The 18,029-nt window shown below is 49.0% G+C and carries 21 protein-coding genes and 1 pseudogene; 6 read left to right on the forward strand and 16 right to left on the reverse strand.

Features of this window, described 5'->3' with window-relative positions; all coding sequences use genetic code 11:
* Positions 1–38: 38 nt before the first annotated feature.
* From BMF08_RS02270 to BMF08_RS02280, 3 genes are all read right to left on the reverse strand, one after another.
* Positions 39–788, reverse strand: coding sequence for a phage terminase small subunit (locus BMF08_RS02270; protein WP_072569700.1), 750 nt, complete (start codon positions 786–788; stop codon positions 39–41).
* Positions 789–792: 4 nt separating this feature from the next.
* Positions 793–1,881 carry a phage major capsid protein, P2 family gene (locus BMF08_RS02275; RefSeq protein ID WP_072569699.1) on the reverse strand — a complete coding sequence of 363 codons (1,089 nt, stop codon included), beginning with the start codon at positions 1,879–1,881 and terminating at the stop codon, positions 793–795.
* A 75-nt stretch (positions 1,882–1,956) separates the two neighbouring features.
* Positions 1,957–2,811 (reverse strand): GPO family capsid scaffolding protein, encoded by an 855-nt coding sequence (locus BMF08_RS02280; protein WP_072569698.1) that lies wholly within the window; start codon positions 2,809–2,811, stop codon positions 1,957–1,959.
* A gap of 165 nt (positions 2,812–2,976) precedes the next feature.
* Between BMF08_RS02280 and BMF08_RS02285 the strand changes: the two genes are divergently transcribed.
* Together BMF08_RS02285 and BMF08_RS02290 are read left to right on the forward strand one after the other, a co-directional pair.
* Positions 2,977–4,746, forward strand: a complete 1,770-nt coding sequence (locus tag BMF08_RS02285) for a terminase ATPase subunit family protein (protein WP_072569697.1) — start codon at positions 2,977–2,979, stop codon at positions 4,744–4,746.
* Entirely contained in the window at positions 4,746–5,792 is a 1,047-nt protein-coding gene (locus tag BMF08_RS02290; RefSeq protein WP_072569696.1) for a phage portal protein, read from the forward strand. Before BMF08_RS02285 ends, BMF08_RS02290 begins: the two co-directional genes overlap by 1 nt.
* Before the next feature lie 37 nt (positions 5,793–5,829).
* Here the strand turns inward: BMF08_RS02290 and BMF08_RS02295 are convergent, their stop codons facing one another.
* The 13 genes and pseudogenes from BMF08_RS02295 to BMF08_RS02355 all read right to left on the reverse strand — a co-directional run bounded on the left by BMF08_RS02295 (position 5,830) and on the right by BMF08_RS02355 (position 14,669).
* On the reverse strand, positions 5,830–6,054 hold the full coding sequence (locus BMF08_RS02295) for a DUF2188 domain-containing protein (protein WP_072569695.1): 225 nt from the start codon (positions 6,052–6,054) through the stop codon (positions 5,830–5,832).
* 410 nt (positions 6,055–6,464) lie between these two features.
* Positions 6,465–7,175, reverse strand: coding sequence for a hypothetical protein (locus tag BMF08_RS02300; protein WP_072569694.1), 711 nt, complete (start codon positions 7,173–7,175; stop codon positions 6,465–6,467).
* Positions 7,172–8,308: an AAA family ATPase gene (locus BMF08_RS02305; protein ID WP_072569693.1), complete on the reverse strand. Its 1,137-nt coding sequence runs from the start codon at positions 8,306–8,308 to the stop codon at positions 7,172–7,174. The genes BMF08_RS02300 and BMF08_RS02305 overlap by 4 nt, the downstream gene beginning before the upstream one ends.
* A gap of 249 nt (positions 8,309–8,557) precedes the next feature.
* A pseudogene (locus BMF08_RS02310) lies at positions 8,558–8,992 on the reverse strand (DinI-like family protein).
* A gap of 117 nt (positions 8,993–9,109) precedes the next feature.
* Positions 9,110–11,329, reverse strand: a complete 2,220-nt coding sequence (locus BMF08_RS02315) for a replication endonuclease (protein WP_072569692.1) — start codon at positions 11,327–11,329, stop codon at positions 9,110–9,112.
* On the reverse strand, positions 11,326–12,570 hold the full coding sequence (locus BMF08_RS02320; protein ID WP_072569691.1) for a phosphoadenosine phosphosulfate reductase family protein: 1,245 nt from the start codon (positions 12,568–12,570) through the stop codon (positions 11,326–11,328). Before BMF08_RS02320 ends, BMF08_RS02315 begins: the two co-directional genes overlap by 4 nt.
* Positions 12,567–12,839 carry a DUF5405 family protein gene (locus BMF08_RS02325; protein WP_072569690.1) on the reverse strand — a complete coding sequence of 91 codons (273 nt, stop codon included), beginning with the start codon at positions 12,837–12,839 and terminating at the stop codon, positions 12,567–12,569. The genes BMF08_RS02320 and BMF08_RS02325 overlap by 4 nt, the downstream gene beginning before the upstream one ends.
* Positions 12,840–13,061, reverse strand: coding sequence for a TraR/DksA family transcriptional regulator (locus BMF08_RS02330; RefSeq protein ID WP_024523572.1), 222 nt, complete (start codon positions 13,059–13,061; stop codon positions 12,840–12,842).
* Entirely contained in the window at positions 13,061–13,288 is a 228-nt protein-coding gene (locus BMF08_RS02335) for a DUF2732 domain-containing protein (protein ID WP_072569689.1), read from the reverse strand. Before BMF08_RS02335 ends, BMF08_RS02330 begins: the two co-directional genes overlap by 1 nt.
* 67 nt (positions 13,289–13,355) lie before the next feature.
* Positions 13,356–13,694 (reverse strand): DUF5347 domain-containing protein, encoded by a 339-nt coding sequence (locus BMF08_RS02340; RefSeq protein ID WP_000963463.1) that lies wholly within the window; start codon positions 13,692–13,694, stop codon positions 13,356–13,358.
* A complete protein-coding gene (locus BMF08_RS02345) occupies positions 13,658–13,858 on the reverse strand; it encodes a phage filamentation protein Fil family protein (RefSeq protein WP_072569688.1) in 201 nt (66 codons plus the stop codon). Before BMF08_RS02345 ends, BMF08_RS02340 begins: the two co-directional genes overlap by 37 nt.
* A gap of 7 nt (positions 13,859–13,865) precedes the next feature.
* Entirely contained in the window at positions 13,866–14,375 is a 510-nt protein-coding gene (locus BMF08_RS02350; protein WP_072569687.1) for a phage regulatory CII family protein, read from the reverse strand.
* A gap of 30 nt (positions 14,376–14,405) precedes the next feature.
* A complete protein-coding gene (locus tag BMF08_RS02355) occupies positions 14,406–14,669 on the reverse strand; it encodes a hypothetical protein (RefSeq protein ID WP_001630878.1) in 264 nt (87 codons plus the stop codon).
* A 129-nt stretch (positions 14,670–14,798) separates the two neighbouring features.
* Here BMF08_RS02355 and BMF08_RS02360 point away from each other — a divergent pair, with 129 nt between their 5' ends.
* From BMF08_RS02360 to BMF08_RS02370, 4 genes are all read left to right on the forward strand, one after another.
* Positions 14,799–15,377, forward strand: coding sequence for a phage repressor protein CI (locus BMF08_RS02360; RefSeq protein WP_072569686.1), 579 nt, complete (start codon positions 14,799–14,801; stop codon positions 15,375–15,377).
* Positions 15,377–16,387: a phage integrase gene (locus BMF08_RS02365; protein WP_072569685.1), complete on the forward strand. Its 1,011-nt coding sequence runs from the start codon at positions 15,377–15,379 to the stop codon at positions 16,385–16,387. The genes BMF08_RS02360 and BMF08_RS02365 overlap by 1 nt, the downstream gene beginning before the upstream one ends.
* Positions 16,388–17,293: a hypothetical protein gene (locus tag BMF08_RS21120; RefSeq protein WP_158684870.1), complete on the forward strand. Its 906-nt coding sequence runs from the start codon at positions 16,388–16,390 to the stop codon at positions 17,291–17,293.
* A gap of 424 nt (positions 17,294–17,717) precedes the next feature.
* On the forward strand, positions 17,718–18,023 hold the full coding sequence (locus BMF08_RS02370; RefSeq protein ID WP_072569683.1) for a PTS sugar transporter subunit IIB: 306 nt from the start codon (positions 17,718–17,720) through the stop codon (positions 18,021–18,023).
* Positions 18,024–18,029: the final 6 nt, after the last annotated feature.

Here is an 18,029-nt window from a genome sequence, read left to right on the forward strand (position 1 = left end):
CTTTGACCGGCGTGCCGCCCGGCTCGGGGAGCGTTCAGTTAACCGGCGGTTTTTACCGCCTTTGGTGGGCGTCCGCGCTTCGCTGCCGGTTTGGTGGCAGTTTTGCGCGTGCGCGGTTTAGTCGTTTTACGGGGTAGCGCTTCCGCTTTCGGCTTTAATGCCCGTTCCAGCCGCTCAATTTCTTTGCGCACACCGGCGTTACGGTCGAGCTGCATCGCGCGCTGAAACTGCGCCAGCGCGTCGGCGTTCTGACCTGCATCACGAAGGGTCAGGCCGGTCACCTTGTGCAGACGGGCGCGCACCATATCGGGAACGTCAGCACCGTCAGTCAGGCTGAGGGTGGTCAGCAGTAATGCGAGGTCGACAGGCTCACCGGTATCGCGCAGGCGCTGCGCGGCAAGTGCCACCTCCTCAACCAGCATGTAAGGCGTGGTGCGGCGATGGTCAGAGGTGAGGCCGTATTTCAGCGCGTAGGGGGCGATTTCCAGCGCGCCAGCAATGTCACCGGCATCGAGACGCCACAGCATGACGGTCATGACAATGTCATCCTGCGCACCACGGCCATCAGCCAGCACACCGGCGACCCACGGCGCATAGAACGGCAGCAGCTCGCGCTTTTTCTCGGCTTTGCGCTCGTTTGAACGGATGTTTTTTAACATGCGGCGGTCTTCGGCCAGCTTTACCAGCATCTGCTCGTAGGCGGATGCGTGGCGCAGCGGGGCTTGTTCCCGCTGCGCGGCTTGAGAGGCCGAGACCCGCATCATGTGACGCTGTGCGGGGCTCGTCATGGGCTTACTCTCCGCCTTCCGGTGCTTCGGCGGCTTGCGCCTCAGCTTCCGGCGCAGTGAAATCGCCCAGGGTGATGTTTTCCAGCAGACACCCGGCGGCATACGCTTCGATCACATAGTCGATGTTCATCGACTCGTAATTTTCCACGCGATCGCGTTTAGGGTTTTCGATGATTGAACGGCGATGGCTCTCATCCATGAAATAGATTGAGAGATTTTCCAGCGTGGTCACAAGAACCGCATTCGCCGGGAAGTACGGCACACGCACGGCAGGCAGGTTGCCGATGCGTTTCTGGCTGATGATGGTATCCGCCGCGAGCGACTCGCTGTTTTCCTGTTGCTTGTTAACCAGCGGAAAATATTTATCGGCCAGCAGCTTACGGCCAACGATGGCAACCAGTTTAGTTGAGTCCTGATAAACCTCATCAATCAGGGTGCCTGTCGCATCCATTACCAGCGCGTCGAGGTTCTCATAATCGCCGTTTTTACCGACGCGAATCACATCGGAAACGACCTTGCCGTCAGCGTCGGTGATTTTACTCATCACACGCGCCGGGGCTTCGTTACGGTACTTCTGCAGCCAGCCGACCGCTACATCCTGCAGCAATGGGTTAGTTTTCCGATTCGAGGTCGGCGCTCGATGAGTACCGTTAAAACCGGCCATGATGAAATCAAGCGCCTGACGCTGGATAATCGCGTCACGGATGCGGCGCTGAAAGTCCTGAAAACGCGCCCACAAGTCGAGCGTTTTGTAGCGCAGGTGGAAGTCAAAGTTGACCTGATTGCACTCGTACAAATTGGACTCAAGCGCGACAAAGTCAGCAGTTTCACGCTCATCGTCGCCTGAGGTGTCGGTCGTGCTGGCAATAGTGCCATCTACACCCACACCGATTTTTTCACCCTTCAGCTCATCAACCGGAAAAATGTTAATCATCTGCAGAAATGCGGACGACGCCTGCACGGTGTTCATCAGCGTTTGCGTGACAGACGGCTCGACGGTGAATTTTTTGCTGACGTCATCAACGCTGATGCCGTTCAGTTTGGCGAGCTGGGTCAGATAAGCATTGAACTTAAAACGGGTTTCCTGACGCATAGTATTTCCTGTTTGAATTAATCGGTTAGTCACAGCATCGGGCGGGGTTACCGCCCGGTTTTGGTCTGCGTTTTATCAGCAGTCGGTCAGCAGCTCGTCGCCACCACCGCCGCTGGCTTTCGTGCGTCGCGGCTGGCTGAAACTTTCGGTTTTATCAAGGGTGGTTTTCAGGGTTGAAAATGCCTGGCTGGTTTCTTCAATCTTGCCGGTCAGTTCCTGCCTGAAGGTGGCAAACGCGGTTTCCATAGCGGAAAGGCGCTCATCCTGTTTGGTGAGGTTTGTCTGCACATGCTCACTGACGGTGGTCACCGCTTCATGCACATCATTCAGGCGTGCATCGTCGCTGACCTGCTTACGGCTGAAAATGGCTTTCACCTTATCGGCCAAGCTGTTGAACACCGTGTCGGGAACGGCTTCAAATTCCAGTTCGGCCAGCGTGGCAGCGGAAAAGACGTTTTCAGGATTGGCCTTGAAGCGCTGCAGCGGGTTGTGCTTCGCGTTACGGCAGAATTCGAGGTATTCAGTGCCGAGGCTCGCCGGGTCATCGGTAACCGCAAGGCCGACGAGGTAGCATTTGCCGGTATTGGCAAAATTCGGCTGAATTTCCATAGAGGTGTAGACCTTCTGCGCGGCTTTATTCATCGCAATCAGGTCATCGGTCGGGGTGATTTTGGCGAATAACGCCCATTTGCCGTTAAGCGCAGAATCGTCGTCAATCTTCTCGGCTTTCAGTTCGGTCACATCGCCATAACGCTTGAATAAGCCATCAGGCAGGATGCCGCGAAGATGTTCGAGGTTGATACGGCAACCATAGACACGCGGGTCGTAGGTTTCGGCCATTTCCTGAATATCACTGGCGCTGATAATGCGCCCGTCGCAGGTATCACCCTCGACGCCGATGCGAAAGAAATTTGAGACTTTTTTTGCCATTGTCAGGAATCCTGAGGTTGTGGTTACTGGTCACCGCCAGTTTCCAGACTCAGACCACACCAGACCACCAATGGCGACTGGATAACCGCCTGCACAACAGCACCTTAGCGAATCACTGACGACCATTAAGTAGCCTTGCCCTGAATCCACAACGGCGAGGCATCAATGACCATTTCCACCGATACAACCTTGTTGCATGACCCGCGACGGCAGGCATCACTGCTTTACTGGCAGGGTTTTTCCGTACCACAGATTGCCGAAATGCTGCAGGTCAAGCGCCCGACCGTGCAGAGCTGGAAGCAGCGCGACGGCTGGGACGGCATTGCACCGATTTCCCGCGTCGAAAGCAGCCTTGAGGCACGCCTGATTCAGCTCATCGCCAAGCCGCAAAAGTCAGGCGGCGACTTCAAAGAGATTGACCTGCTCGGTCGCCAGATTGAACGACTGGCGCGCGTTAATCGCTACAGCCAGACCGGCAACGAGGCCGACCTAAACCCCAACGTCGCCAACCGCAACAAGGGTGAGCGCAAAAAACCGAAAAAGAATTTTTTCAGTGACGAGGCTATCGAGAGACTGGAAGAATTATTCTTCGACCAGTCTTTCGAATACCAGTTGCAGTGGTACCGCGCGGGGCTGGAGCACCGTATTCGCGACATTCTCAAATCTCGCCAGATTGGCGCGACGTTCTATTTCTCCCGCGAGGCGTTGCTGCGCGCGCTCAAGACCGGCCATAACCAAATCTTTCTGTCGGCCAGTAAAACGCAGGCTTACGTGTTCCGGGAATACATCATTCAGTTTGCGCGACTGGTTGACGTCGACCTTTCCGGAGACCCGATTGTCATCGGCAATAACGGCGCAAAGCTGATTTTTCTCGGTACCAATTCGAACACCGCGCAGAGCCATAACGGCGACCTGTATGTCGATGAAATATTCTGGATCCCGAATTTTCAGAAGCTGCGCAAAGTCGCGTCGGGCATGGCCTCGCAGAAGCACCTGCGCTCAACCTACTTTTCAACACCCTCCACACTGGCGCACGGTGCTTACCCCTTCTGGTCTGGCGAGTTGTTCAATAAGGGGCGCAGCCGTATCGCCGACCGCATCGAAATCGACATCAGCCACAGTGCGCTCGCCGGTGGCCAGCTCTGCGACGATGGCCAGTGGCGGCAGATTGTCACCATTGAGGATGCGCTTGCCGGTGGCTGCACCCTGTTTGACCTCGACCAGCTCAAACGCGAAAACAGTGATGAGGACTTTAAGAACCTGTTTATGTGCGAGTTTGTCGACGATAAAGCGTCGGTATTCCCGTTCGAGGAGCTGCAGCGCTGCATGGTTGATGTGATGGAGCAATGGGATGATTTTGCCCCCTTCGCCGACCATCCGTTTGGCATGCGCCCGGTCTGGATTGGCTACGACCCGTCGCACACCGGCGACAGCGCCGGATGCGTCGTGCTCGCGCCGCCGGTGGTCTCGGGTGGCAAGTTCCGCATGCTGGAGCGCCACCAGTGGAAGGGCATGGATTTTGCCGCTCAGGCAGAAGGGATCCGCAAGCTGACAGAAAAATATAACGTCGAATACATCGGCATTGACGCGACCGGCCTCGGCCTCGGCGTGTTCCAGTTGGTGCGCTCATTCTACCCGGCGGCACGAGGCATCCGTTACACGCCTGAGATGAAAACCGCGATGGTGCTCAAGGCAAAAGACACTATTCGCCGTGGCTGTCTGGAGTACGACGCCGGGGCTACCGACGTAACACAGTCTTTCATGTCGATTCGCAAAACCATGACCAGCAGTGGGCGCAGCGCCACTTATGAGGCCAGCCGCACCGAGGAAGCCAGTCACGCCGATATCGCATGGGCGACCATGCACGCCCTGTTAAACGAACCGCTTTCCGCCGGTAGCGGCATGCAGCCTAAATCTATTCTGGAGTTCAACTGATGGGTAAGCAAAAATCCCGCAAAGCCGCCGCACAGAAAGCCCGCGCACCACAGCAACTGACCGCCAGCGCCCCGCAAAAAATGGAGGCATTCACCTTCGGTGAGCCTGTGCCGGTGCTCGATAAACGCGATATTCTGGATTATGTCGAGTGCATCAGTAACGGCAAATGGTACGAGCCGCCGGTCAGTTTTTCCGGCCTGGCGAAAAGCCTGCGCTCTGCCGTGCATCACAGCTCACCGATTTACGTTAAGCGCAACGTGCTCGCGAGCACCTACATTCCGCACCCGTTATTATCCCGTCAGGATTTCAGCCGCTTTGCGCTCGACTATCTGGTCTTTGGCAACGCCTTTCTTGAGAAGCGCCACAGCGTCACCGGCCAGCTAATCAAGCTACTGGCCTCACCGGCCAAGTACACCCGACGTGGGGTCGATGATTCGATTTTCTGGTTTGTGGAAAACTTCACGCTGCCGCATGAGTTCGCGCCTGATACTGTGTTTCATCTGCTGGAGCCTGACATTAATCAGGAAATTTACGGTCTGCCGGAATATCTCAGCGCGCTTAATTCCGCCTGGCTGAATGAAGCCGCAACGCTGTTCCGCCGCAAGTATTACCAGAACGGTGCGCATGCGGGGTACATCATGTACGTAACCGACCCGGCGCAGAGCGCGACCGACGTTGAATCGCTGCGCGAGGCGATGCGCAACTCGAAGGGGCTCGGCAACTTTAAGAACCTGTTTTTCTACGCCCCCGGCGGAAAACCGGACGGCATCAAAATCGTTCCACTGAGCGAGGTCGCCACAAAGGATGATTTTTTCAACATCAAGAAGGCCAGTGCCGCCGACCTGATGGACGCGCACCGCGTACCGTTCCAGCTCATGGGCGGCAAGCCCGAGAATATCGGCTCAACCGGCGACGTTGAGAAGGTGGCAAAGGTATTCGTTCGTAACGAGCTGTCGCCCCTGCAGGACAGGTTCAGGGAGGTAAACGAGTGGCTCGGCATGGAGGTCATCAGGTTCAAAGAGTACACTCTAGACAACCCGGAATAATTTTTCTCAAGCCGCCATGATGGCGGCTTCAATATAATTAGCCTTTAGTTTTTTTAGGATCGGCCTTGCGAGGATAAGTCCGCTCCTCTTGAATTTTCCCGTCTTCTGTATGAATTTTCACTGAGCCAGTCTTATCAGACATGTAATCCTGCATTTCCTGCATGATTTCAGCCTTAGTAGATGCCGTCTTGCTAGGCCGCTCGTTTCCTTCCTTTTGAAACTTCCACTTATCGCCATCTTTTGTAATGTGATAGTTATCCATTAAAGCCTCCAGCTGTTGGTGGGGAACATGACATGCCGATGAGGATATTAACGGAAGCGCAACCGTAGAATTGTGCTACTGATCTCACCCTCTCGCATCGCTCCACAGACAAGCCATAGCCCCACGTTCGCACAGAACCACCCACGAACCAGAAACGATCTCGTTAAGCCCATCATGACGCACTCAGACAGTATTTTTTAATATACGCACCACCGCTGGCGCGCAATGCTTTCCCCGCCACGCCTGCCCGCTTGATGGGTCGGTTTTAATGCAATTGCCCCTTAGCAATAAAGTCATATGCCATCTGCTATGAGACCCATTAGGGTGGCATTAAGCAACTAATGCAAAATGATGCAACTAAATGCAATTCATCATTCACAAATATGCTGATAAACCGAATACATAAATTTTCACGCACCTACAGCATTCATGGCTTGTGCCCGGGCTTCGAGCTGCGTAGCTAACGTATGAAAAAGCCTAAAGCTCTGTATATGCCCCTCATCTTCATAAGCTCTGTTGATAAGCTGTTGAAGATACGAGGGTTCCATTAGTGCAGCAGGGTTTTTCTTAGTATATGTGGCATTCCTTAACGCCAACATACTTTTTAGATAGCTCTCATGGTACTTCGCAATAGACCCTTCATAGAAAGATGGTTTCTGCATTTCCTCAGGATCATTCGATTGAACATCATAATGATTAAGGAAGCCCAAGAATGTTGGATTGAGTTTATTGGGTGAAATTATAACTTTATTACCTAAGCCCCAAGTTTCTATGCAAGGGTTTTGCACAATAACATGAACGTTACAATGAGAGATATCCATGCCAGAAGTAGCTATTTTTTCCATCACCAACTTCACTCTAGACTCAACATCTTCGCCTTCAGAATCTAATGCAACCCAAAAATCGGTTATCTTTTTATTTTCAGTAAGATCCTTTAGAGCATTAACCAAGGTCACATCTAGCATCCGAGGGTAACCCTCACCACTGATAAAATAATAGTTATTATTATCAATGGCCGACAAATAATCCACCTTAGTTACAGACGGAGACAAGACGTCCATCCATGCTGGATATAGACGTCTTTCAGTTTGTTTGCCTTCGGCTAAAATATATAAATTCATCTATCAGCACCATCAAAATAAACACTTAAATTAATTAACTTAGTGAATGCTTCGTGATTAGATTCTTGTAAATTAAAATGATCCGCCGAGTAGTTATCCACTACACCAGCTTTTCTTGATACGATCTTCCAATTACCCAAAGGGATGTTGTTGATTATATAAGGGTGATGGCTAGTCAGAATAAATTGCACATCATTACCATGATGAATTAAAACATCAGTAATATCATTAATACAATTAACACCAAAACCATTCTCAAACTCGTCAATTAAGAATACGGTTCCAGTAGGGCTTAAATGCAGATAAGCTAATTGAACTAATGTTTTAAGCATACCAGTGGACATTGAGTTATGAGAAATCCATTCTTCAATACCACGCTCTTTTACTTTGAGAGCATAGACTGAGTGCACAAAGAACGGAAAACTGCTGGTGTCAACCTTAACAACTTTAACATCTTCAATATATGGAAAAATCTCAACAAATGAATTTTTTATTTGTTGAAAGTATTCAGGTTGCTTTTCCTGACACAAATAAAGTTTCGCGCTTAATGAAAACGACTTCTCCCTGATTTCAGTAATCGTCAAATCTTCACTCTCAGACATGTCTTTATTTTTTCTAGGGAAGACACGTTGCAATTCATCTGCATCTACTTCAACAACTCGAGAAAAAGAATTATGTATGGCTGAAATATCATCTTCTTCGCGAAGGTGATGAACTATACTAACTGTTGAAGCTAGCTTAACTGTTTTACTGTCTTTATAAACTATATCATCGCCATTTCTAGATACTACAACCACCCCGTTAATTTTTACTTCTTCGGCTCGAATCTTTGGTTCAATTTTATCATCATCATCAAAATTAAACATGCCATAAGTAAATTCATCATAATCAGTTAATGCTTCAAATTCACCTGACCAATAATAGTCGTTTCCTTCAGCATTGAATTCAACAATCCATTCAAAACCACTAACTGAATCGCCGTTCGCAATAGACTTTATTTTATTAATTGATCGAAGTATCTGGGTTTTACCTACACCGGATGCGCCAACCATTAAAGTCAACGAGTCGAATTCAATTCTATTTATTCTCAACTTGCTGTGAGAATTGTATGTTTCCAGTGATTTTATTCTCATATTTTTTTCATACGCTCCTTCGATGTATACGCGCGATTATGCCACAGGAGAGGAAGAAACACAACAATCACATTAAATCAAATATATTAGCTTTTAATTAGATTACATTTAGCTAAAAAAGAAAAGATTGAAATATAAATAAACAATCGCTTGTCCTCTGCAAATAAATCGAATGAGTTATTCACTCGACTCATTTTAAAATAAATATTAATCTTTTTCTATTATTGCTTAATTCTTACAAGATCACCGCTAACTCTCATCTTCCCATACCTCCTGAAGAATACTATCAACTGCTGCGCGGTCAGAATCTGTATCGAAACCCATCAGCTCAATACCGGTTATGGATCCCTTTTTTACCGTAACACGTGTTGACGGAAAAACAGATTGTATCCGCATGGATTACTCACGCTGAAAAGCATCTAAAATCAGCTGGCCGATTTGTTGGTCTTTATCTAAAGTGATATTAACTTTCACTTTGCCCTCCCTTGCAAAAGGCTTATCAACAGGCGGCTCTGCGAAAACTACAGAGAAATTATTATTTTTCATCAAGTTCCCTCTTGCTATCTCCGCAATTAAATTCAATGCAATTTCACGATCTCTTTCCTGACAACTACCATCAGCCGTCAGACGCGCAATCATTTCGACACGTTCGATCATGACGTGTTCTATCAACTCTCTATCCACACAACCTCCACAACGAGATACTGTATAAACATACAGTACCACGGATCGACAAATGTTGTGAAGAAAAAATCGCATAGGAATATACTGTATGTACATGATATGGATGAACATTGCCGCTTACTCTTTCGTTGCCATTTCCGCTAAAGCCGCTACACGATCGAGAACTTTCCTAGCTTTAGCCTGATGGGATGGTGCTGCGGAAAAAATCTCTCCTTTACCCGTTCCGCGTAGCCATTTGCCATCAAGACAACTTTTACCACCGGCCATCAGGTGCAGGGCTTCGCCCCGACTGATATTAATGCCGGTTGTCAGATGTATCTCATCGATAGTTTTCTTTATAGCTGCGTTCTGCTCATCCGTGCCGTGGAAGAATCTTCGCCGTATTGCTGGCCTTTGCTTCCTTAGTCGGTTCGTCAGCTCTCGTCTTTCACGCCGACTCAGCGGTTTTGTTAAATCCAGTAACGGTGGATCGCTTTCGCTTGCCGTACAGTTATTGACAGAACTCCGAGAGGGCGCAGGAGCGCCCTTAACGTCAACGGCCAAATCAACGGCACGCTTCGGCACAATTTTCCACTGCGTTAGCCGGGTTAAAATCGGGGTGCCAGCGCCGACAATAGAGTCGTAGACACCACGGATGCAGACGGTTTCCTCGCCATACTGATTAAACTCGGCGCGCGGTTCATACAGTGTGCGCACCTGCAAATCAGCACGACGGACAAACGGCCCACCCTGCGCATTAACGTAACCAGCCCAGTCACCAGCGTCGGCGGCATCATGGACGGCAGCAAACTCAACGCTCAGACCATGTGCGGTCTCGGTGTCAGCGAGGCGGCGCAATTCACGATAGACCGTCACTGGCGCACCGCCGATAAACTGAAACTGACGAATGTGCCAGCGTGCCGCCCATGCCGAAACGGCAGGGGCTGTCTCTTTCAGCAGCTCGCCGCTTTCGTCATCGGTTTCACCATCAAGAGCATAGCCGTCGATGTTTTTGGAAATGTATTTAGCAACATAGCCGGTAGCACTCCCCTTTTCCGGGTCAATGGCCTCGGCATGAAAGCGCGCTTTTTTAGCTTTATCGCTTCTCAGTTCGTAGAGGTCTTCCTCCCACGCATAATCACGGATGATGAGGCGCACGCGCTCGACGTCTTCCGGCAACATGAACATAAGCATGTGCCAATGCGGCGTTCCGTCGTGATGAGGCTCGGCAACACGTATGCCGAAGATGCGGATTTCTTCCCGGTGTAGCTTGGCGCGAATGCGCGCCCAAAGGCCGGTTAGATAACTTTGCGTATCCGATGGGCTGGCTCCGTTCCATTTGCTGTTACGGTATCCCGCTTTAGTCGTGGCGTGATATTTAGACGGAGCAGTCAGGGTGTAAAACTCCCCAACGTATCCGAGGTCATTGCAGATATTTTCAAACCCACGGATGCGGGTCATCAGCTCGCAGCGACGTACCGCAGGGTTGGCGACCGAGCCATCATATTTTTCAATCAGGCTGATGCGGTTGCCGTCTTCGTCTTCGAGATCCAGCCCCTTGAGAAATTCTCGCGTGCGGCGCTTCTGCTCGCGCCAGTCGGTCACGCAGTTTTTACTCGCATATGCGTGTCGTTTTTTGCTGACATTGCCGACTGCGATCTGCAGATGTTCGCGCCATGCAGCCGCAATGCGTCGCAAGCGGCCACGCCACCAAACCTCATTAAACATGCGGGTGATAGCAGGGGCGATTTCATCCTCACCGACATATTTCTTTGTCACCCGCTCCCAATGCGGCGGGGTAACATTGAATTGCAGGGAAATGAAACCGGCTCGCATGTACCAGGTGTACAGCGTTTTGAGCTCGCTAAATCCGGTGTCATCAATGTCGGCCAGTTCAGCACGAATGAAATTTGCGATATCAGCGGCCAAAAGGTCGATATCGGCGCGCGACATATCAGGGAGGCGGTTATATCTGGCAACCATATTGACCATGCGTGACGCCAGATACTGCATAAGCTCGGTATCAAAATGACCGCCAAAAACAGCGACTGATACGTTGCTTTTGATACCTGCACACTCGTATTTTTTTGCGACCAGCTCGAGACGTGGCAATGCCTTTTTGCAGAAGCTGATTAAAAAGGCATTGGCTCGTTGACTGCCATGATTTTGCTCCAGCACAGCAGCGGTGCGATAAACGTCAAAACGCACGCACTCGGGCTGGAGAGAAAGCACCTTTCTCGCATGCAGCAAAGCCGCGAACATACGGTCGCGGCGATACTGTTGCTCATAGGTAATATATGGGCTGGCTATTGCCGACCGTGGAGTGTTCCACGGGTAGGCATAAGAAATGGAGCTCATTCGCACAGGCCGTAGCGCGAGGAGCAAGTAGCCGTATCAAGACTGGCTTTAACGAGGTCATAAACCTTTCCGCCGCGGCCAGTTTTAGCCCATTCAACAACATCGCCAACGCTAGGTGAATTAAGCCCCCCGCGCGGGCCATAGAATCCCGACCAATCGATGTTCTGGACTTCTGGTGTAATACCTAACATCTGAACATTGAGGCCAAGAGGTAAATCAAACTGCTTCATCCAGCGCTGGCTAACTTCTCCAACACTCATCCAGTGTACCCAGCGGCTGGTCAGGCGAACTTTTAGTTCCCATTGCTTGTGCTTCTCGATGTGTTCTGGCCAGCGCGCCGCTGTCTCGGCAATTTCTTCTTTATTGCTAAGAACACAGTTCATGCAGCCAACACGCGAAGCTCCCTGCATGTATAGTGGGTTTGGCTTAATACCAAAATATTTATGCAGCGCAAAAACATCGGCTGCTGTCCACTGATGGATAGGTAGAAAGTTATATAAAAATTCTGGGTCTCGTCGGTCGGGAGCGAAACGCTCATAACCAGCTCGCTTTGATGACTCATCGGCTCGCACACCAGACCATTGAACAACAACATCACCATCGTCCAGCATTGGCAGCATTGCTTTTTCATAAGCGATTTGAATTTTCAGTTCATCAGTGCAGAAACGGTCGCGCAGCATTGGAAACTTGCCGTGAAGCAATGCGCAGTCCAAGAAGCTGTTTCCTGATGGATGTAAAACTGAAAGTGCCGCGTCGAGAGGTGTTTCAAATTCAATTCCCCACCGTTCAGCGGTACGTAACCACGCCTGACCGAATTTAGTGTCCGCGCGAGCAAGGGACGGCATCACAATTCCACGATACACTCCCATACGGATTGCCTGACGCTTTCGCCAGTTTTTCTCCATATATGCACGGCGTTTAGCAAAGTCAGCCTCTGTGTAAACCCGCTTAACTACCTGCACTGGGTTGCAGCCAATTTGCTGATGGACGTTGCGAGCAAATTCAACAGTCAACTCATGCTCGTTATCAGTGTCCGCCATTACAGCTTGTACACGGTTTCCGAACAGTGCATTAGCGACAGCAAGAGTCGCAGTGCTGTCTTTACCGGCAGAATAATTCACGACTATTTTATGGTCATCGGGTATACGGAATAAATTCAAATAGCGGTGGTATGCTATTTCGATTTCCCTGACCTTCTCCGAAATATCAGAAACAGAAATTACAGTAGCTGACTGGCTCATTTTTCCCCCTTAAATTCCGCAGAGCAGATAGCGCCAACTCTCTCTATTTCCGCAGCCATTTCACTAATAGAATTAATCGTTGCATTTTGAATATGGTGATGAACCAGACCGGAAATAAGTTGGTTAATCTTTGGGTAATAGCCGATAGTATCAAGCCATTCCTCGCCAGCTTTTTTACCTGACTTAACGACTTTCTTTTCATTCAGGATGAATTGATATTGGTCGCTGGTAATAATCCATTTATCACCTATTTCGATTCGAATGCTCATTTACACGCCCCTATAGTGTTTTGATTTGAGTTCGGCGATTTGCTGGCAGGTCACGCAAAAGGCCACACCCGGAATCGCAATGCGGCGAGCTTCCGGGATTGGTGCGTCACATTCCTCGCAAAGAAAACGGGAAGGTGCAGCGATACGGCTGCGCGCGTTGCTGATATGGCGTTCTCGGTCTTCCTGCTCGCGCAGTTGTGCTAAATCCATTGCGTCGGCCATTAGTGCAGCTCCTGTGATTCGTTCTCAAAGCGTGTGGCTTCACGGCGCAGCAGTTCAGCGGCTTCGGTGCCGCTCATACCCTCTTTGGTGATATGGATAGCCAGCGCCTCAAGGCGGATGGAAACAGCGAGCGCGCGGTCTTTGCGCTCTTCTTTTTTGGCATCGGTCAGCAATACGGCCAGCGCATCACTATCAGTGTTAAAACTACGGGTTTCGGTATTACTCATAATTGACTCTCCTGATTTCGGGCAATAAGAAGCCCGGCGGGTTTACGCCATTAAATTTCTGTTTGTATTAATTCGGCATGGTTAGCCGTTTTGGAAATAAGCTCACTACTGCACGAAAATGATTCATCGCTGTAATAAGCGCTTTTTTCTCGTCAGTAGTCAGCTCACTTAATTCGAGCTCATGACGAGCCGCCGGTATTTTTGCCAGAAAGAAAATAGCGGCCAGCGCCCGATTATTTTCTTCAAATTGTGGATCGCGTTTATCGCGCATATCATCGACAAAACGCTCGACCTCTTTCCAGCTATCGCCCCAATATCTCGCGCGCAATTCAGCTACATGATTGAGACCGGCCAGACGTTCACCCGCTTTCAGCGGAACAGTCGCGGAAACAGCTTCGATAGCCATGATTCCCCCTGCTTTTGAGTGGAGAGGCCAGCCAGTAAATCAGCCTGTGAGCGGCTCGGGTGCCAGCGCTTGCCGTCCTTACCTGCGATCCAGCCGTGACCGTAGTGCATGCCGTGACTTTGCTTTACTAGCAGCGACGCGAATGACGGTTCACTTTTCAGCATAAGCACCTCAAATCAGACCGAATGACGCGCCAATACCGCTCATGGTATCGACCACGCTTGTCATAGCGGGATTAGTCTGCAGACGCGCATGCAGCGCCAGTGCCGACAATGACAACATGCGAATGCCAGCATTAACGCTTTCAATCATGTTGTGCTTACGGGCAGAGGTCAGACGTTCATCAGATACCGCGCCGCTCGCCAGTTCGCCGAGCTCACGCATTGCGCGCATGACATAGGCCTGCAATTTGTCTTTAGCCAGTTCATTAACCGGCACACATGGCAGGCAATGAATCTGAGCCAGAAAGCCATCAACGAGAGTTGAGTCTTCGGTCAGGTCAGTCAGTAGCCACAATTCAGGCGGCGTGAACTGGTGCGGCTGTTCCGGGTTTAGCTTGTTACGTAACGTTTGAACGTTCATACCCGCACGCTCGGCCAGCTTCGCCATGTTGTGACGCTGCGCAAAAGCCCGGCACGCTTCGTCATAGTGGGGATGTTTGGAAACCTGAAAATCAAACATGTTGCATCCTTAAAATTCACATAAAGTGAATTAAGCGCCGATGACGAGTTGAAAACGGGAATGACCCAACGCTTTACGCAACTGCTCTTCTTTCCAGCGTGCGTAATAAATGCGAATCGGGCCACCTGCTTTCTTGCAGCCTTTACGGATGGTGCGGGGTTCGATTGGTACACAAGGGTTGTCGCCGGTTGTCCAGCGGTAAGCGGTACGTTCAGATACACCCTCAAGCTCTGCGAATTGCTGCAGAGTAACGATAGGTGCAGGCACTTTGATGATTGCGATTTCAGAAGCCATATTGCATGATTCCCTATTAGCCAAAGTTTGCAATTGATTTGACTCTGTTTGCCAACACTTGCCATCAATTGCGTGGGTTTAGCCAAAATATATCTCCCAATTGAGAGATAGTAAATAGGTTTTATCGAAATGAGAATAGATTCTTTAGGATGGAGCAACGTAGATGTACTTGACCGCATCTGCGAGGCGTATGGATTTTCACAGAAAATTCAATTAGCTAACCACTTCGATATCGCATCCAGTTCATTGTCAAATAGGTACACCCGAGGCGCTATCTCCTATGACTTTGCGGCTCACTGCGCCCTTGAAACAGGTGCTAATCTTCGGTGGTTACTTACCGGAGAAGGGGAAGCGTTTGTAAATAACAGAGAATCTAGCGACGCTAAAAGGATTGAGGGGTTCACATTAAGTGAAGAAATCCTCAAATCCGATAAGCAACTGAGCATTGATGCCCAATTTTTCACAAAACCACTCACAGATGGGATGGCTATCCGTTCCGAGGGGAAAATTTATTTTGTGGACAAGCAAGCGTCATTGTCTGACGGCCTATGGCTAGTCGACATTGAGGGAGCAATAAGCATTCGAGAGTTAACAAAACTACCGGGCAGAAAACTACATGTTGCAGGCGGGAAGGTTCCTTTCGAATGCGGCATTGATGATATTAAAGCGTTGGGGCGTGTGGTGGGTGTATACAGCGAGGTTAACTGATGACCGTCCGTAAAAATCCGGCTGGCGGTTGGATTTGTGAACTCTACCCAAACGGCGCAAAAGGCAAACGTATCAGAAAGAAATTCGCTACTAAGGGCGAGGCTCTGGCGTTTGAGCAATACACCGTTCAAAACCCGTGGCAGGAAGAAAAGGAAGACAGGCGCACGTTAAAAGAGCTGGTTGATTCATGGTATAGCGCTCATGGCATTACCCTGAAAGACGGCTTGAAACGCCAGTTAGCCATGCACCATGCTTTTGAGTGTATGGGCGAACCACCCGCACGCGATTTCGATGCGCAGATGTTTTCCCGCTACCGAGAAAAACGGTTAAAAGGTGAGTATGCTCGTTCAAACAGAGTGAAAGAGGTATCGCCTCGCACACTTAATCTTGAGCTGGCCTACTTCCGGGCGGTGTTCAATGAGCTAAACCGTCTCGGAGAATGGAAGGGTGAAAACCCACTGAAAAATATGCGCCCATTCCGCACAGAAGAAATGGAAATGGCCTGGCTAACTCACGACCAGATTGCGCAACTGCTCGGTGAGTGTAAACGGCATGACCACCCTGATTTAGAAACCGTGGTAAGAATCTGTCTCGCCACTGGCGCACGGTGGTCTGAGGCTGAGAGTCTGAGAAAAAGCCAACTCGCGAAATACAAAATCACATACACCAACACTAAAGGCAGAAAAAACCGCACCGTCCCAATCAGCAAAGAGCTCTATGAGTCTCTACCTGATGATAAAAAAGGCCGGTTGTTTAGTGATTGTTATGGCGCGTTCCGGTCTGCTCTGGAAAGAACAGGCATCGAACTACCGGCAGGACAACTTACCCATGTTTTGCGCCATACCTTCGCCAGCCACTTTATGATGAATGGTGGTAATATTTTGGTCTTGCAGCGCGTACTCGGTCATACCGACATAAAAATGACAATGCGATATGCGCACTTTGCCCCCGACCATCTCGAAGATGCAGTAAAACTAAATCCTTTAAGCTCTTTGAATCAGGGACTTTAGATGAAAGATAAAAATTGCTCTTTATGTCATTCCTTAACGGAAATAAAAAGCCACCTGCATGAATTAGCTATTTTGACGGAATGCTTCTACGGAGATCATAGATCAAACTTTCTTGCAATGAATCAGTGGTTAACTCTATCTTCAACTCTTGATAATGTAGAAATAAATCCTTATTTGCATGATAGAAGTTCATTATCAATAATGTGCCGTCCGCATTACGAAGCATTAGAGTCTGACAGGAAATACTTTAGTGCCTATACCACAGAGTTAACTAGACTTTTCTTCGTTTGCAATGCTTTAGAAGAAGTCTATAGGTTTGTATCAACCTTCTTTACTAATGAGCTAAATACATCCTTCAAGAACCCTGTCAGAGACAACAGTATGAAATCTCTGATTTTATTTGATAAAATTGAGGAAAAGCATTTACCAAAACATTTCGAACATTACAATCAAAACTTATGCACTTTATTCGAACGATACACCTCGCTTTATAACAAAAAAGTGAATAATAAATTAAGTTACCCTAAAGAACACCGTTGCTATGCCCTCAATATTATTCGAAATATAAGAAATGACATCGCACATGGGGTAATCCCTATAAATCTTAACCCAGAGTATGGTTTTACAGGTGATAACTGGAAAACATTATATTTTTTGATTCAACGAGCAACAAGAACCATCCTTCTGTATATTCAGGCTTTTTTATCAAAGTACGGAAATGATTTTGATATGGAAGAATATTATGAAAGAGTTGGCTATATATATTGGCTTGAATCCAAGGATATCAGAAACGAGTGTACAGAGTCAGTAGAAGTATCAGAACCTGCTGATTTGTCAGCTTTGCTCTCTGAGCTGCATCTTAAATCTGGTTTCGGATACTACCGATTCATCGACTCAAGTTACTAATCAAATGGCGATAAAATGGCGATAAAGATGGCGGAAGAAGGCAGTTACTGGCAAACAACGGCAATCTATGTCAATGATAAATAACGCAAAACATTGATTTTCGGTTGTTCCGGCAGGAACTCATAATCGCTTGGTCGCTGGTTCAAGTCCAGCAGGGGCCACCAGGTTAAACAAGGAGTTAGATGAAAATCATCTGACTCCTTTTTGTTTTCAGACGATAAAGTTTTACCGTTCATATAAGTAACACCCCTACCCCCCTGATTTTAAACGGCTATCCCCCCAAACACCCACCAATCCCCCAAAAAGTATCAGACTATAACTCCTGATTTGTGTCCCCCCTCACTTGTGGGTTTTTTGGTCACTACCCAGAATACCTTCCACCGCGCGTCGCGCATTCTGGCGTTTATTCACTGAGGGAAAAGCAATGAAAAAGATCTTCTTATGCTGTGCTGCCGGTATGTCTACCAGCATGTTAGTGGAAAAAATGAAACAGTCCGCCAGCAGTCGTAACGTAGAAGTGGAAATTACCGCGGTTCCCGTTTCGGACTTTGAACAGATCGTCACGGAAGCCGACGTGATTTTGCTGGGGCCGCAGGTGAAGTTCCAGTTGCAGAGTTTACGGGCTGCCGCCGCCACGCACGGCGTGCCGGTGGATGCTATCGATATGATGCAATATGGATCGATGCAGGGGGATAAAGTCCTCGATCACGCCCTGTCACTGGTAAAATAAGGATCG

It is taken from the genome of Enterobacter sp. SA187, assembly GCF_001888805.2.
Lineage (GTDB): Bacteria > Pseudomonadota > Gammaproteobacteria > Enterobacterales > Enterobacteriaceae > Enterobacter_D.

What these genes read in the sequence shown, in the direction of transcription:
- BMF08_RS02285 (WP_072569697.1), top strand. Translation starts at nt 2,977, where the DNA reads ATGACCATTTCCACCGATACAACCTTGTTGCATGACCCGCGACGGCAG.
- BMF08_RS02290 (WP_072569696.1), top strand. Translation starts at nt 4,746, where the DNA reads ATGGGTAAGCAAAAATCCCGCAAAGCCGCCGCACAGAAAGCCCGCGCA.
- BMF08_RS02345 (WP_072569688.1), bottom strand. Translation starts at nt 13,858, where the DNA reads ATGCTGAAAAGTGAACCGTCATTCGCGTCGCTGCTAGTAAAGCAAAGT.
- BMF08_RS02330 (WP_024523572.1), bottom strand. Translation starts at nt 13,061, where the DNA reads ATGGCCGACGCAATGGATTTAGCACAACTGCGCGAGCAGGAAGACCGA.
- BMF08_RS02295 (WP_072569695.1), bottom strand. Translation starts at nt 6,054, where the DNA reads ATGGATAACTATCACATTACAAAAGATGGCGATAAGTGGAAGTTTCAA.
- BMF08_RS02275 (WP_072569699.1), bottom strand. Translation starts at nt 1,881, where the DNA reads ATGCGTCAGGAAACCCGTTTTAAGTTCAATGCTTATCTGACCCAGCTC.
- BMF08_RS02340 (WP_000963463.1), bottom strand. Translation starts at nt 13,694, where the DNA reads ATGGCTATCGAAGCTGTTTCCGCGACTGTTCCGCTGAAAGCGGGTGAA.
- BMF08_RS02270 (WP_072569700.1), bottom strand. Translation starts at nt 788, where the DNA reads ATGACGAGCCCCGCACAGCGTCACATGATGCGGGTCTCGGCCTCTCAA.
- BMF08_RS02335 (WP_072569689.1), bottom strand. Translation starts at nt 13,288, where the DNA reads ATGAGTAATACCGAAACCCGTAGTTTTAACACTGATAGTGATGCGCTG.
- BMF08_RS02280 (WP_072569698.1), bottom strand. Translation starts at nt 2,811, where the DNA reads ATGGCAAAAAAAGTCTCAAATTTCTTTCGCATCGGCGTCGAGGGTGAT.
- BMF08_RS02315 (WP_072569692.1), bottom strand. Translation starts at nt 11,329, where the DNA reads ATGAGCTCCATTTCTTATGCCTACCCGTGGAACACTCCACGGTCGGCA.
- BMF08_RS02360 (WP_072569686.1), top strand. Translation starts at nt 14,799, where the DNA reads ATGAGAATAGATTCTTTAGGATGGAGCAACGTAGATGTACTTGACCGC.
- BMF08_RS02350 (WP_072569687.1), bottom strand. Translation starts at nt 14,375, where the DNA reads ATGTTTGATTTTCAGGTTTCCAAACATCCCCACTATGACGAAGCGTGC.
- BMF08_RS02325 (WP_072569690.1), bottom strand. Translation starts at nt 12,839, where the DNA reads ATGAGCATTCGAATCGAAATAGGTGATAAATGGATTATTACCAGCGAC.
- BMF08_RS02365 (WP_072569685.1), top strand. Translation starts at nt 15,377, where the DNA reads ATGACCGTCCGTAAAAATCCGGCTGGCGGTTGGATTTGTGAACTCTAC.
- BMF08_RS02305 (WP_072569693.1), bottom strand. Translation starts at nt 8,308, where the DNA reads ATGAGAATAAAATCACTGGAAACATACAATTCTCACAGCAAGTTGAGA.
- BMF08_RS02320 (WP_072569691.1), bottom strand. Translation starts at nt 12,570, where the DNA reads ATGAGCCAGTCAGCTACTGTAATTTCTGTTTCTGATATTTCGGAGAAG.
- BMF08_RS21120 (WP_158684870.1), top strand. Translation starts at nt 16,388, where the DNA reads ATGAAAGATAAAAATTGCTCTTTATGTCATTCCTTAACGGAAATAAAA.
- BMF08_RS02300 (WP_072569694.1), bottom strand. Translation starts at nt 7,175, where the DNA reads ATGAATTTATATATTTTAGCCGAAGGCAAACAAACTGAAAGACGTCTA.
- BMF08_RS02370 (WP_072569683.1), top strand. Translation starts at nt 17,718, where the DNA reads ATGAAAAAGATCTTCTTATGCTGTGCTGCCGGTATGTCTACCAGCATG.
- BMF08_RS02355 (WP_001630878.1), bottom strand. Translation starts at nt 14,669, where the DNA reads ATGGCTTCTGAAATCGCAATCATCAAAGTGCCTGCACCTATCGTTACT.